Here is a 13527-nt window from a genome sequence, read left to right on the forward strand (position 1 = left end):
GCTGGGAAGGGTTGGAAAGAGATTCTCGAACGAAATCCGCCTGCGACAACCAATCCTAAATTACCCTTCCCAGCTTCATGGGAGGGGTGGCGCGAAGCGCCGGGGTGGGTTTACGCGATCGGCTCCAGCTTCGGCGGCAGCGGCGCTTGGTCGGCAGGCGCGGGCGTTGGGGCCGGACCGTTGATCGCAGGCGCGGGCAGCGCGTGTGTCGGGGCGTGCACGGCATTGTCCCGCATCAGATCCGCGAAAAGGTTCTGGATCGGACGCATCGGCACAATGCTCGTCACGGAGTGCTTATAGACGAGCTGCGGCGGTTTGCCGGGCGTGTCGAGCAGGATCGTGAAGCTGTCGAAGCCGCGCACGTTGCCACGCAGCTGGACGCTGTTGACGAGATAAATGGTAACTGGGACGTTTTCCTTACGCGCATGGTTCAGAAAGGTATCCTGAAGGTTCAACTGTGGCTTGTTCATGAGTGCACTTGGCCCCTTTTTACAAAACGGTGTTCTGGAAGATTGCTTCTATCTGGCCGGCGACTTCGCCCGCGCTCAGGCCATCGACTTCAATCCACTGCACGCGCGCATCGCCGCGGAACCAGATGAGCTGGCGACGGGCAAAATGGCGCGTGTCTTGTTTCATTTCCAACACCGCGTTCTCGAGATTGGTTTCCCCGGCAAGGTATCGGACCATATGGCGATACCCGAGCGCCTGCATCGGCTTGAGATCAGGAGTGTACCCACGATCCAGCAGAGTGCGGACCTCGCCTTCGAAACCGTTTTGGATCATTTGATCGACGCGCGCATCGATCCGGGCGTAAAGCGCCCGTCGATCCCTATAGTTCATACCGACAATCACGACCGGATCGTGCCTTGCCGTTTCCTGATTTCTCGCGTGCAGGTCGCTAATCGTTTCGCCCTGCACGTGAAAGACCTCTAAGGCGCGCACGATCCGTTTGACATCGTTCACATGAATACGCGCCGCCGCCGTAGGATCGATCGTCGCCAGTTCCGCATGCAGCGCGTCATTCCCCTGCTCCTCGGCGAATGCGCGCTTCGCCGCCCGAAACTCTTCATCGGGCGCCACGGTGGGAATGTCCAGCTGACTGGTGATCGCGCGAACGTAAAGCCCGGTCCCGCCCACGATCAAGGGCAGCTTGCCACGGCCCAAAATCTCATTGCGCTTCGCTTCCGCCGCATTCTGAAAATCCGCCAGCGTCCACTCTTGGTCCGGCTCCGCCACATCGACCAGATGGAAACGCGCGCGCTCCAGCTCATCCGGCGTCGGCTTGGCGGTCCCCACATCCATATGCCGGTACACCTGCATCGAGTCGGCGGAAATAATTTCCGCACCGATCGACTGCGCCAAACATACCGCCGCCGCCGTTTTGCCGATCCCCGTGGGACCGACGATCGCGTACTTCACGCCGCTCTGCGCTTCAAAAATCACGGACTAGTATAGCATATCAGGAGATGGAGTTTCAACGAAGAGTTCGGGAAGCGAACAGGCGAGACCGCAATTCCAGAGCAAACACCAGCTTCAATAGCATCCCTTACAGCCATTGGGCCAATCGCTTGGCCACGACTGCGGCGCCGTCGGTCCGATACACTTCTGGATTGAGCCGCGCGGCCAGCGCCGCCGCCAGCGTCTCGCCCCAATCTCCGGTCAAAAATCGCTCGCTCTCGATTCTGACGCCCCCACCCCATGGCGCCATTCCTCGCTCCAGCGCCGCCGCTTCGACAAACCCCTGACGCGGGATGTACATTAGCGGCACGGAATTGGCGATGCACTCGGTGACAGTTCCATAGCCCGGCTTAGTAATCACCAGATCGACCGTGGCCGCGATATCGGCGTAACGCCATTGCTCCGTCGAAATCGTCTGGACATTGGCGATGGCGTGCGGCGGGGTGTCGAATGTTAGGAACGTCCAGTCGCGATACTTAGCGAGTGCGTCCCAATTCAAATCCAATCCCCAAACACCGAAGTAAAGCAGCGCCATATGCGGCGTCTCACATCTCAGCGACGCCCGAAGTTCGGCCCGCACATTGTCGCCGCGACGCGCCACCAATGGAATGTGCTCGACATTCGTGAAGACATCCTCGACCGCCGACGTCGCCAGCGGCGTAATCAGCGCGACGGTCGCCGTACGGTATTCGAGGCCCATTCGATCCAGCAGCGCCTGGTCTTCATCCGTCTCCACGTATTCTGTATAGATATCATGCCAGGTAAAGTTGGTAATCGCGACACTGGGAATGCCGGCGGCTTGCGCGACGCGCAGTGGAAATGAGGGAATGTCCGAAACGACGCAGGTAACGCCTTCGCGTTTTAGAAACGCGATTTCTTCGGAGAGAGCAGCGTAATTACGCTGCTCAATCTCACGATATCGATCGAGAGTTTGGCGAGCGAGAGTCGTCACACTGTCGCTTTGCAGACTGCCGCAGTCGAACTCGGCAGGGAGAAAACGAAGAGAACGATCCGGAAGCTCCTCACGAAATACCGAAGGCGCGGCCGTGGTCCGGACGATGATGTCCAGCTCACGCGGCAGCGCCTTCAAGATTTGAGCGGTTCGAATGGCGTGGCCAAAGCCGTGACCGGTAACGTAATAGCAGAGGGGCACTACAGCTCCAGCACTTGCGCCCCCGCCGATGCGCGGCATGGATAAATCTGCGCCGTCTTGCCAAGCTCGCTTGTGTAGCGCTCCGACAGCTTGGCGCAGAAGTCCGGCACGGCTTCGACCTGGACGAGGTTGACAGTGCAGCCGCCCCAGCCGCCGCCGGTGAGCTTCGCGCCGTAGCAGCCTTCAATCTCGATGGCGGCGGCGGCGAGGAAGTCGATCTCGGGGGTCGAGTTCTCGAACAGATCGCGGCAGGATTCGTGACCTTCGATAAGAAGGCGCTTGATCGGGTCGGTATCCACGCCCTGGATGGCGTCACGCATCGCCAAAACGCGCTTGTCTTCGGCCAAGACGTGACGGGCGCGCTTGCGCTGGTTTTCGGGAAGCTCAAATTCCCGCGCGACAAATTCGTCCCAATCGACTTCACGCAGGAGTTCTTTGCCGAAGTGGGCGGCGGCGGCCATGCACTCGGCGCGGCGAGTGTTGTAGTCGCCGCCGGTCAGGGCGTGCTTCGCCATCGAGTCGCAAATCACAACCGCGATGTCGCTGCGGCCCATCTTGACGGCGCCGTGCTCCAAGCTAAGACAATCTAAAAAGAGCAGGCTGTCTTGCTTGCCAAAGACAGACGAGAACTGGTCGAGAATGCCGCAGGCGACGCCCACATACTCGTTCTCGGCGCGCTGGCACAGGCGCGCGATCTGCATCGGCTCGCGGTCGTAAGGGAAAAGCTGGCGCAGGAAAAACGCCGTCGAGACTTCGAGCGCGGCGGATGAAGACAAGCCGGCCCCAGCGGGGACATCGCTGGCGATGACGGCTTTGAAACCGCCGATGGAGACGCCGTCCTGCTGGAGCATGCTCACGACGCCCATCACGTAATCGGCCCAGGTGTTCTGAGGATCGCGCTGAAGATCGGAGACCGAGAAGGTCGCGATGCGGCCGAAGTCCGCCGCCATCAGCACAACTTCGTCCGTTCCGGTCGAGGCCCCAACAATGGCCGTCCCCTTGTCGAGGGCTGCGGGAAGTACGAAACCGCCATTATAATCGGTATGGTTCCCCATAATCTCGACGCGGCCCGGCGCGAAGGCCCCGAACTTCGGGGCCTCGCCGAACTGCTTGGCGTAGGTTTCCTGAGCTTTGCTCACGACTGTCATTACTTTTTCACTCCGAATTCGTCGTTGATCGCCGCGTAGTCCTCGGGGGTACCCACATCGCGCCAGTCGCCCGTCAAAGGAAGTCCCTGCACGTAGTGCCCACCCGAGATCATCGCGGAGATGGCGTCCGGCAGTTCATACTCGCCGCGCGCCGACGGCTGGATTTTGGACGTAAATTCGAAGATCAGTGGATCGAACACAAAGAGGCCGGCGCTGTTCCAGTGGGTGGTCGCGGTCCCCTTTTCCGGCTTCTCCTGAATTCTTTCGATGCGATAGGTCTCATCCAAATAGACGGCCGAGCCGCGATAAGGATCGTCGACCCAGTTCAGACCCACAATCGCTTTGCAGTTCTTGCCATCGGCGTTTGCATGGGCGAACTCAGCGACAGCCGCGCCGTAGTTGGCGGGATCAAGCATGATGTCCCCGTAAGTCATGAAGAACGGAGCATCCGAGAGCGCCGCGCTGGCGGTGTTCACGGCGTCGCTCACGCCGCGCGGAACTTCCTGGTGAACGTACTCCACGCGCCAGCCCCAATTCGAACCGTCGCCAAAATACTCTTCCAGCACCTGGGAGAGATAGCCGGTAATCAAGACAAACTCGGTAATGCCGGCTTGCTCATTCAGGCTCGTCATGATCCGCTCGATCATCGGAGTGCCGGCGATCGGCAGCATGGGCTTGGGACGATTTTCCGTCAAGACGCCGAGGCGCGTGCCTCGGCCGGCGGCCAGGATAAGTGCTTTCATAGGATCTCCGCTATCATAAAATTCGATGAAATGTCGTTACATCCGTGCGTGTTTCAGCGCGTCGGCGCAGTCACAGCGACGGTCACTCGGCAGAGCTTCCAGCATCGACTGGATTACCTTCTTAACGTTCTCCGTATTTTGCCGTAGTACTTCCAAAACATTGGTGACTTCGACATGCCCAGAGTCCACGACCACGCCGGCGTCGTAGTCCGTCACTAAAGAGATATTGACATAGCACATCGCCAGTTCACGCGCCAGAGCCGCTTCGGGATACTGGGTCATGTTGATGATATCCCAGCCCATCCGGGAGAACCATTCGCTCTCGGCGCGTGTGGAAAAGCGTGGACCTTGAATGATGACACTCGTTCCGCCGTCATGCACGGGAACACCCTCCCCGCGCGTCGCCTGGATGGCGGCGGTGCGCAGATGAGGGCAGTACGGATGCGCCGTGGAAACGTGTGTCGTCTCCGGGCCATCACAGAACGTATCAGCGCGACCGCTCGTACGATCGACGAACTGGTCGTTGATGACAAAGTGTCCGGGTTCGATGTGCGCCTGGAGCGACCCAACGGCGTTTGGCGCGATAACGCGCGTAACGCCCAGCTGATGGAACGCCCAGAGATTGGCCTGATAAGGAATTTTGTGCGGAGGAAATTGATGCTTGCGGCCATGCCGGGGCAGGAACGCGACGCGTTTGCCGGCGATGGTCGTCAGGGTGATCGTATCGCTCGGCGCGCCGTATGGCGTCTCGATCGTGACTTCTTGGGGCTCGGTCTCGGACAGCGCGTAAAAGCCGCTGCCGCCGAAGACCCCTATTTCTGCGGACGTGTCCATTCCGATCCTATCTGCCCGCTGTCGCGCAGCAAAATCAGCGCGACGTCCGCGGCGGCGAACTCTGCTTCGCGCTTGCTCTTCCCGACTCCGGAACCGACCACGACGTTGTCCAGCAGTACTTCCACGACGAATGTCCGGTCGTGCGGCATCCCCTGCTCGTCGGCCACCCGGTAAACGGGGCCGGGCAGACGCCGCGCCTGGCGAACTTCCTGAAGGGCCGTCTTAGCGTCCCGCCAGTCGCTCGTGCGGTTGATGGCGTCGATCTGAAAGCGCAGGCACGAAATCACGAAGTCCCGCGCCGGCTCGTATCCACGCTCCAGGTACACCACGGCGACCACGGCTTCAAAGGCGTCGGAGATCAGACTGGACCGATTGCGCCCGCCCGTGGACTCCTCGGCCCGACCGATCCGCAGCAGCGCCACGAGATCGATGCGCCGCGCTGCTTCCGCGAGTGCGGACTGGCAGACGATCAGCGCCTTCGCCTTCGCCAGCTCGCCCTCTTTTTTCTCCGGGAACGCCGAATAGAGATATTCGTTGATGACGAGACCCAGAACGGAATCGCCGAGGAACTCCAGACGTTCGTTGCTGTCGAGCGGCTTTTCCGGCACCAACGATTTGTGCGTCAGCGCCTGGCGCAGCTTCGCCATATCCGTGATCGGCAGCTTGCGTGCGAGCGCCTCCTTGCGAAGCTCCTCGGTCGACGACATCATTGCAGTTCGCCCACAGCCTCGGCGATGCGCGCGACGCCCTTCTCGATATTCTTCATACTCGTGGCGTAGGACAATCGAATGTTGCCGTCCGCGCCAAAGCCCGAGCCGGGGACAACCGCAACGCCCTTAGCGGTCAGCAGATACTCGGCGAAATCGTCTGAACTGTTGATCGTCTTCAATGCGCCATCCGCCGTTTTCCAGCTCTTGCCATACAGCGCCGATACGTTCGGGAAGACGTAGAACGCGCCGCCGGGGCTGAGACACTTGAAGCCGGGAATATCGTTCAGAGCGGCGACGATGTAGTTGCGCCGTTCTTCAAAGGCGACGCGCATCGTCTCCACAGAATCCTGCGGAGCATTCAGCGCCACGACGCCTCCCGCCTGCGCGAACGAAACGGGGTTCGAGGTGCTCTGGTCCTGAATGCGCGACATCGCCGAAATGATCTTGGCGTCTCCAGCCGCGTATCCGAGGCGCCACCCGGTCATGGAGTGCGCCTTGGAAAAGCCGTTGATCGTGATCGTCAGCTTATAGGCCTCGGGGCTGAACGACGCGGGCGACACAAAGGTGTTGCCAGGATAGATAATCTTCTCGTAGATCTCATCGGACATCAAGTAAACGCCGCGCGACACGCACAGGTCGGAGATCTCGCGCAGCGCCTGCGGCGTATACACGGCGCCCGTGGGGTTGCTGGGCGAGTTGATGATGACAAGCTTCGTCTTCGCCGTCAGCTTCTCTTCGATCAGCGCGGCGGTCGCCAAAAAGCCCGTGGTCTCGTCGGTTTCCACGAATACGGGAACGCCGTCGGCCAGCTTCACCTGTTCGGGATACGAAACCCAGTAAGGCGTCGGGATAATGACTTCGTCGCCCGGATCGAGGATCGCCTGCATCAGATTGTAGATGGAGTGCTTGGCGCCGACGGACACTAAGATTTCCGCGCGGCTGTAGGTGAGATCGTTGTCACGCTTCAGCTTCGCGATGATGGCGTCCTTAAGGGCGACGGTGCCGCTGGACGCCGTGTACTTGGTGTCGCCGGCGCCCAGAGCCGCGATGGCGGCGTCCTTGACGTGAGCGGGGGTATCGAAATCGGGTTCGCCGGCGCCGAAGCTGACGACATCGACCCCTTCCGCCTTCAAGGCGTTTGCCTTGGCGGTAATGGCGAGCGTGGGCGACGGCGCTGCGCCGAGAGCGCGCTGAGAAAGCATAAAGACCAGGCCTCCGTGGCTGTATTGGGCCTAGTATACCGATTGGGGGAGTTGGAAGTCAAGGAGAATGGCGCCAAACATGCCTACTCGCCAGGTTCTGCAGAGCGCGCAAAATGACGCTGGCGGCTAACCCTGCGCGGTCTTCATCCAGGGTGTTTTCCAGGCGTGCTGCACGGAATCGAACACGCTGAACTCCAGTTCCATCATCTGAAGCGCGCGCCAAATCCGTCCGCCCTTGCGGGCGGCGATGCGAACGGGCGTCGGCTGATCGCGCAGGCGCAGCAGCCAGCGCAAACCGTCGGTGTCCGTGTAGGGAGCCGAGGTGGCGTCCAGAAGAACGTAGCGAGCGTGTTCGGCGGCGGCGTAGTGGGTAATATGCTCGGGCGAAGGGGCTGAACCATCGATGGCGCAGGACGACCGGATGACCAGCACGCGCCCTGCGGGGTGCATGGTCACGGATAACTGAGGCGTGGTTGCTTTGGCCATAAGTGGATCGATCTCCCGACTCCGTCATCCGTCTCGCCATTGATTACTATACTATCGGCTGGAAAGGTTCCGGAATTCGATCCGCGATTTCACGAGTTTTTGAGAGATAGATGCGTATTCGTATGGTCAGCAACCACAACAGACGTCACGAAGGAAGACGGCCAACGTGAGTGGAACTATGGGCCATGTCGGCCACGCCGCCGGAAGGAGTATTGCAATATGTCTGGCGTCAGTGAGGAAGTTTTGAATTTTGCCGTGATCGGCTGCGGCACCATCGGTCCGACTCATATCGGCGCCCTGCGGCAGATCGACAATGTGCACGTCCATGCGCTTTTGGACACGGTGGAGGATCGCGCGTACGCCATGGCGGCCCAGTTTGATATTCAGGGGGTCTACACCAAGCTCGACGATCTGCTCGGAGACCCAATGGTCGATGTCGTCGCAATCTGCACGCCGTCGGGGACGCATGCGGATATTGCAGTGGCGGCGCTGCACGCGGGCAAGCATGTGATCGTTGAGAAGCCGATGGACATCTCGCTGGAGGCGTGCGACCGAATGATTGCCGCCGCCGATGAGACGGGTAAAAAGCTCACGGTAATCAGCCAGCACCGGTTCGATCACGCCACGCAATTCTTGAAAGCCGCGCTGGGTAATGGACAGTTGGGAAAGATCGTCCTCGCAGACGCCGCCGTCAAGTGGTGGCGTACTCAAGAATATTACGACTCGGGCAATTGGCGCGGCACCTGGGCGATGGACGGCGGCGGCACCTTGATGAACCAGGGCGTGCATACCGTGGATCTGCTGCAATGGCTCGCGGGCGATGTCGAGTCGGTCTACGCTCATATTCGCACGTCGGGGCATGACCGAATTGAGGTGGAGGACATCGCCGTGGCGGCGCTGACCTTCACCGGCGGCGCCGTGGGAACGCTGACGGCGACCACCTGCGCCTATCCCGGCATGCCCGTGCGCATCGATGTGATTGGGACGGAAGGTTCGGCGACGATCGAAGCGGACACCCTGCGCTCCATGACGCTGAAAAAAGGCGACACGCATCTGAGCGACGCCGTCGCCTCGCATGCGCTGTCCGTGGCGCAGGGCGGGTCCGCGTCGGTGGTCCACGCGGCGGCGGAGCGCTCGACGGCCGCCGACCCCGGCGCGGTCTGGGGCGACGCCCACCGGGCGCAGATCGAAGACTTTTTACATGCCGTCCGCACCGATGGAACGCCATTAATCGATGGACGCGCCGGACGCAAGCCTCTAGAGATCATCCTGGCTGTATACGAATCGGCGCGCACCGGGCTGCCCGTGAAGCTGGGAGCCGTCTCCTAAGTGAATTTAAGTGGTAACCAATGGCTGATCGCGCTGCTCTGCGCGTTTATGGTCGGCCTCTCTAAAACTGGGTTCTCGGGCGTCAGCATTATCACCGTGGCCCTGTTCGCCATGATGATGCCGGCGCGCGAATCGACGGGCGTCGTGCTTCCTTTGCTGATCGTCGCCGATGTCGTCGCCGTCACGGCGTTTCGGCGTCACGCCGTCTGGTCGCATCTCTGGCGCATGTTTCCCTGGGCCGCCGCCGGGATCGTCCTTGGCTGGGGAACCATGCAATGCATCCATAACGACAACATCATCAAGCTGATGATCGGCGTGATCTTGATCGTCATGGTGTCCATGCAATGGGCGCAGCGATTAAAGCCGCCGACGACGGAGCCGAAGCAGACGAGCCTCGCCTACGCGGCCGCAATGGGCCTCACGGCCGGGTTCACCACGATGACCGCAAACGCCGCCGGACCGGTCATGCTGCTGTACTTCCTAGCCATCGGCTTGCCGAAGATGGAGTTCATCGGCACTGGGGCCTGGTATTTTTGTATTATGAACTGGTTCAAGGTCCCGTTCAGCGTGCAGATGGGCGCGATCAACGCCCATTCGCTGCTGTTCGACCTGAAGCTGGCGCCGCTGGTGGTGGTCGGCGCGCTGACCGGCCGCTGGCTCATTAAGTATGTCGACCAGAAGGCGTTCGAAGCCCTGGCCCTTGTCTTTGCATTGATTGGCGGCGTCAAATTGATCGTTGACGGCTGGCCGCACTTTTAAGGAAAACCGATGATCACTCCCGATCTCTTACGCAAGATCCCGCTCTTCGATTCGCTCACCGATGCGCTGGTGAACAAGCTCATGATTATCTGCGCCGATGTGCATCTCGGCCCCAATCAATGGCTGATCCAGGAAGGCGATATGCCCTCGTTCTTCGTTCTGGTTTCCGGCGAGATCGATGTCATCCGCACGGTCAACGGCGATCCGAGCGTCATTGCCTCCTACAAAGCCGGAGATTTCTTCGGCGAAGTCCCCTTGCTGCTCGGTAGCGCGGCCTTCGCGAGCCTGCGCACAAAGTCGGACTGCCGCATCCTTCGCCTGGAGCGCCCTGAATTTCAATATCTGATTACGCACAGTGAAAAGATGGCGTCCAGCATCCTGCAAACCATGATGCAGCGCGTGGAGCAGATGCAGCAATTTTCAATAAATACGCCGATCGAACGCACACTCGTCATCGGTCAGCACTCAGATCTTGCGTGCTTCAAACTGCGCCAGTTTCTTTCCGGCAATCACCAGGAATTCCGATGGCTCGATCTTAACGATAATGCCTGTCACCCTTACATTCCCGCCGCGGCGCTGGAAGGCCCCTACCCTGCCGTCATTCTGCCCTCAGGCGAAGTGCTCAAGGATCCCGGCCGACGCGAGCTTGCCGAACGTCTGGGCTTACAAACAAAGCCCAGCCATGCAGAATATGACGTCGTGATCGTCGGCGGCGGTCCCGCCGGATTGGCGGCCGCCGTTTACGGCGCATCCGAGGGTTTGAAGACCCTGATGGTGGAGCGCGCCGCGCCTGGCGGTCAGGCGGGAACATCGTCGCGGATCGAAAATTATCTAGGATTCCCGACCGGCATTTCCGGCGGCGAACTGGGGCTGAGGGCGCTGGATCAGGCCAAGCGGTTTGGCGCGGAGATCTTAGTTGCCCGGGCAACGCAGTCCCTGGAAACACGCGACGGCATTCATACGATCACTCTCGACGGCGATGGCTCGATCACGACACGAACCATTATTCTCGCGACCGGCGTTTTCTGGCGTAAGCTCGACATTCCCGGCGCGGACGCGCTGCTGGGACGCGGCATCTACTTCGGCGCCGCGCGCACGGAGGCGATGGGCGTCGCGGGTAAGGATGTCTATCTGATCGGCGGCGGCAACTCCGCAGGCCAGGCGGCGATGTTCTTCGCCGATTACGCCCGCAAGGTCACGCTGCTGATCCGCGCCTCCAATATCGATAAGGGAATGTCCCAGTATCTCATTGACCAGCTGAAAACGCGCGCGAATGTCTGCGTCGAGCTGAATAGCGCTGTCACCGCCGTTCACGGAGAATCGGCTTTGGAAGCCATTACGGTCGCCAACTCACGGACCGCAGAAGAACAGACTTACGAAACGAGTTCGCTCTTTGTGTTCATCGGCGCCGACGCTCAAACGGACTGGCTCGCGAATGCGGTCGCACGGGATGACCGAGGTTACATTCTGACCGGGCGGGACGCCATGGACTCGGGAAGATGCACCACGGACCGCTCCCGTTATTTCTTGGAGACAAGCGTGGAGGGGATTTTTGCGGCGGGAGATGTACGCCACGGCTCCGTCAAACGTGTTGCCTCCGGTGTTGGCGAGGGCAGCATGGCGATCGCCTTCATCCACCAGTACCGGGCTGCGTTCGAGGCGCGTGCGGAACCTCCGCCGTCAGTTTCGGGGTAAGCTAGTAAGATAGGCAAGAGCGTCTCAAGCGAATTTTCATCGGGCGGCGGTTCTTTTTACCGCTCCGCCGTGTTTGATTGTCAAGGACATTGCGTCCACACGCTTAACTTTGGCGCACAGCGTGTTCACTTCGATCGAGGACCAGTATTTTGATTACCCTAGATATTCTGCGACAGGTTCCCCTGTTCAGCCGGCTGGACGACAAAGAGCTTACCGACATTGCCGCAGTTTCCGCCGACGTCAACTTTCCCGCCGGACAGTGGGTTTTGCGTGAGGGGGAGCGATCGTCGTTCTACATCTTGATCGAAGGCGGGATCGAGGTCACAAAAGAAAATCGTGGCGAGGATGTTGTGATCAAGACATACGTTCCTGGGACGTTCTTTGGGGAAGTGCCGCTGATGCTGGGCGGAAGCTCCGTCGCCGGCTTCCGGACAACGACCGACGCGCGCGTGCTCAAGATGGACGAGGCGGATTTCCACAACCTTCTGACGCGGCGCGACGACCTCACGGACTGTATCATGGAAGAGATGATACGGCGGGTCTCGCTCCTACAGCAGCTCTCCGTGCAAACTCCCGTCGACCGTATCATTCTGGTCGGCTACTCGTCCGACGTCAACTGCTACGACCTGCGGCAGTTCCTCTCAGGGAATCATCAGAATTTCCGCTGGCTCGATCCCGCCGATCCGACGTGCCAGCCATACATCCCCGAGCAGGCGAGCGAAGGCCCCTATCCCATCGTCGTCCTTTCCAACGGGGAAGCGATTAAGTGTCCCGATAATCGCAGCTTGGCGAAACATCTTGGTCTCAAGACCGAACCGGCGGATTCGACCTACGATGTCGTCATCATCGGCGGTGGACCGGCGGGACTCGCGGCCGCTGTTTACGGCGCCTCGGAGGGCCTTCGGACACTGATGATCGAGCGGTCGTTCCCAGGGGGCCAGGCCGGTACATCGTCACGTATTGAGAACTATTTGGGGTTTCCCACGGGGATTTCCGGCAACGAACTCGGCGCCAAGGCGCTTCGCCAGGCGACGCGCTTTGGATCGGAGATTTTGGTGTCGCGCTCGGTTAAGGGGCTGTGTCCGAAGGGTCGTCTGCATGAGGTGGTGCTGGAAGATGGAGAAACGATCACGACACGGGTTGTCATTCTCGCGACCGGCGTCTCGTGGCGCTCACTGTTCATCCCAGGCGCCAAATCGCTGATCGGCTGCGGCATCTTCTACGGCGCCGCGCGCACGGAGGCGATGGGTGTCGCGGGCAAGGATGTCTATCTGATCGGCGGCGGCAACTCCGCCGGACAGGCGGCAATGTTCTTCGCCGATTACGCCAGTAAAGTCACGCTGCTGATCCGCGCTTCGAATATCGAGCAGGGCATGTCCCAATATTTGATCGATCAGCTGAAAACACGCAAAAACATCGCCGTCGAGGTCAACTCCAGCGTCAGTTCTGTTTGCGGCGACATTACGCTCGAAGCGATCACCGTCAAGAACTCACAAACAGGCGAAAGCGTGGAGCACAAAACGGATTCCCTCTTCGTGTTCATCGGCGCCGACGCCGAGACTCACTGGCTCCCGGAAACCATCGCGCGCGATGACCGGGGCTATATCCTCACCGGCCTCGACGCCACCCTCTCCGGCCAGTGCGGCGCGGAGCGCCGTCCATTCCTTCTGGAGACCAGCGTCGCCGGCATCTTCGCGGCGGGCGATGTGCGCCACGGCTCGATCAAACGGGTCGCCTCCGGCGTCGGGGAAGGCAGCATGGCCATCGCCTTCGTGCACCAATATCTGGCCGAGTGCGCCACGCTCGCCGAGCCGCCGCCGTCGGTTTCGGGGTAGGATAATCGAAAAAACAAAGCGCCCGGCAAGATGCCTGGCGAATGAAGAAGCCGGCGAATGAATTCGCGCCTAGAAGTGGTGCCGGAAAGTGCCCTTTCTCAAGCCAGCTGCGATCTTTGAGGCGATTTGGGCCGTTCTTGTCGTTCAGACAGCTGCGGCCCACTGTTTAGTAAAG

The 13527-nt window shown here is 60.3% G+C and carries 13 protein-coding genes; 4 read left to right on the forward strand and 9 right to left on the reverse strand.

Annotated features, from left to right (window positions below; translation table 11 throughout):
• Nucleotides 1-110: 110 nt before the first annotated feature.
• From hfq to ABIZ35_RS09710, 9 genes are all read right to left on the reverse strand, one after another.
• The gene (hfq, locus tag ABIZ35_RS09670; protein ID WP_348219683.1) at nucleotides 111-470 is read right to left on the reverse strand and encodes an RNA chaperone Hfq; all 360 of its coding nucleotides are present in this window, start codon (nucleotides 468-470) and stop codon (nucleotides 111-113) included.
• 19 nt (nucleotides 471-489) lie between these two features.
• Nucleotides 490-1443, reverse strand: coding sequence for a tRNA (adenosine(37)-N6)-dimethylallyltransferase MiaA (gene miaA / locus ABIZ35_RS09675; RefSeq protein ID WP_348219684.1), 954 nt, complete (start codon nucleotides 1441-1443; stop codon nucleotides 490-492).
• A gap of 103 nt (nucleotides 1444-1546) precedes the next feature.
• On the reverse strand, nucleotides 1547-2611 hold the full coding sequence (locus ABIZ35_RS09680; RefSeq protein ID WP_348219685.1) for a hypothetical protein: 1065 nt from the start codon (nucleotides 2609-2611) through the stop codon (nucleotides 1547-1549).
• Complete coding sequence (galK, locus tag ABIZ35_RS09685) at nucleotides 2611-3759, reverse strand: galactokinase (protein WP_348219686.1); 1149 nt, start codon at nucleotides 3757-3759, stop codon at nucleotides 2611-2613. Before galK ends, ABIZ35_RS09680 begins: the two co-directional genes overlap by 1 nt.
• Nucleotides 3759-4502, reverse strand: a complete 744-nt coding sequence (locus ABIZ35_RS09690; protein WP_348219687.1) for a sugar phosphate nucleotidyltransferase — start codon at nucleotides 4500-4502, stop codon at nucleotides 3759-3761. The genes galK and ABIZ35_RS09690 overlap by 1 nt, the downstream gene beginning before the upstream one ends.
• Before the next feature lie 36 nt (nucleotides 4503-4538).
• Entirely contained in the window at nucleotides 4539-5336 is a 798-nt protein-coding gene (locus tag ABIZ35_RS09695; RefSeq protein WP_348219688.1) for an S-methyl-5'-thioadenosine phosphorylase, read from the reverse strand.
• Complete coding sequence (rnc, locus tag ABIZ35_RS09700; RefSeq protein WP_348219689.1) at nucleotides 5315-6046, reverse strand: ribonuclease III; 732 nt, start codon at nucleotides 6044-6046, stop codon at nucleotides 5315-5317. The genes ABIZ35_RS09695 and rnc overlap by 22 nt, the downstream gene beginning before the upstream one ends.
• A complete protein-coding gene (locus ABIZ35_RS09705) occupies nucleotides 6043-7248 on the reverse strand; it encodes a pyridoxal phosphate-dependent aminotransferase (protein WP_348219690.1) in 1206 nt (401 codons plus the stop codon). The genes rnc and ABIZ35_RS09705 overlap by 4 nt, the downstream gene beginning before the upstream one ends.
• Nucleotides 7249-7374: 126 nt before the next feature.
• Nucleotides 7375-7734: a hypothetical protein gene (locus ABIZ35_RS09710; RefSeq protein ID WP_348219691.1), complete on the reverse strand. Its 360-nt coding sequence runs from the start codon at nucleotides 7732-7734 to the stop codon at nucleotides 7375-7377.
• 219 nt (nucleotides 7735-7953) lie between these two features.
• Here ABIZ35_RS09710 and ABIZ35_RS09715 point away from each other — a divergent pair, with 219 nt between their 5' ends.
• The 4 genes from ABIZ35_RS09715 (at nucleotide 7954) to ABIZ35_RS09730 (ending at nucleotide 13352) form a co-directional block, all read left to right on the forward strand.
• Entirely contained in the window at nucleotides 7954-9063 is a 1110-nt protein-coding gene (locus ABIZ35_RS09715; RefSeq protein ID WP_348219692.1) for a Gfo/Idh/MocA family oxidoreductase, read from the forward strand.
• Nucleotides 9064-9822 carry a sulfite exporter TauE/SafE family protein gene (locus tag ABIZ35_RS09720; protein ID WP_348219693.1) on the forward strand — a complete coding sequence of 253 codons (759 nt, stop codon included), beginning with the start codon at nucleotides 9064-9066 and terminating at the stop codon, nucleotides 9820-9822. It abuts the gene before it with no gap.
• A gap of 9 nt (nucleotides 9823-9831) precedes the next feature.
• Nucleotides 9832-11517, forward strand: a complete 1686-nt coding sequence (locus ABIZ35_RS09725) for an FAD-dependent oxidoreductase (protein WP_348219694.1) — start codon at nucleotides 9832-9834, stop codon at nucleotides 11515-11517.
• A gap of 149 nt (nucleotides 11518-11666) precedes the next feature.
• A complete protein-coding gene (locus ABIZ35_RS09730; RefSeq protein WP_348219695.1) occupies nucleotides 11667-13352 on the forward strand; it encodes an FAD-dependent oxidoreductase in 1686 nt (561 codons plus the stop codon).
• Nucleotides 13353-13527: the final 175 nt, after the last annotated feature.

The sequence above is a fragment of the Capsulimonas sp. genome (genome assembly GCF_039929585.1).
Taxonomy (GTDB): Bacteria; Armatimonadota; Armatimonadia; order Armatimonadales; family Capsulimonadaceae; genus Capsulimonas.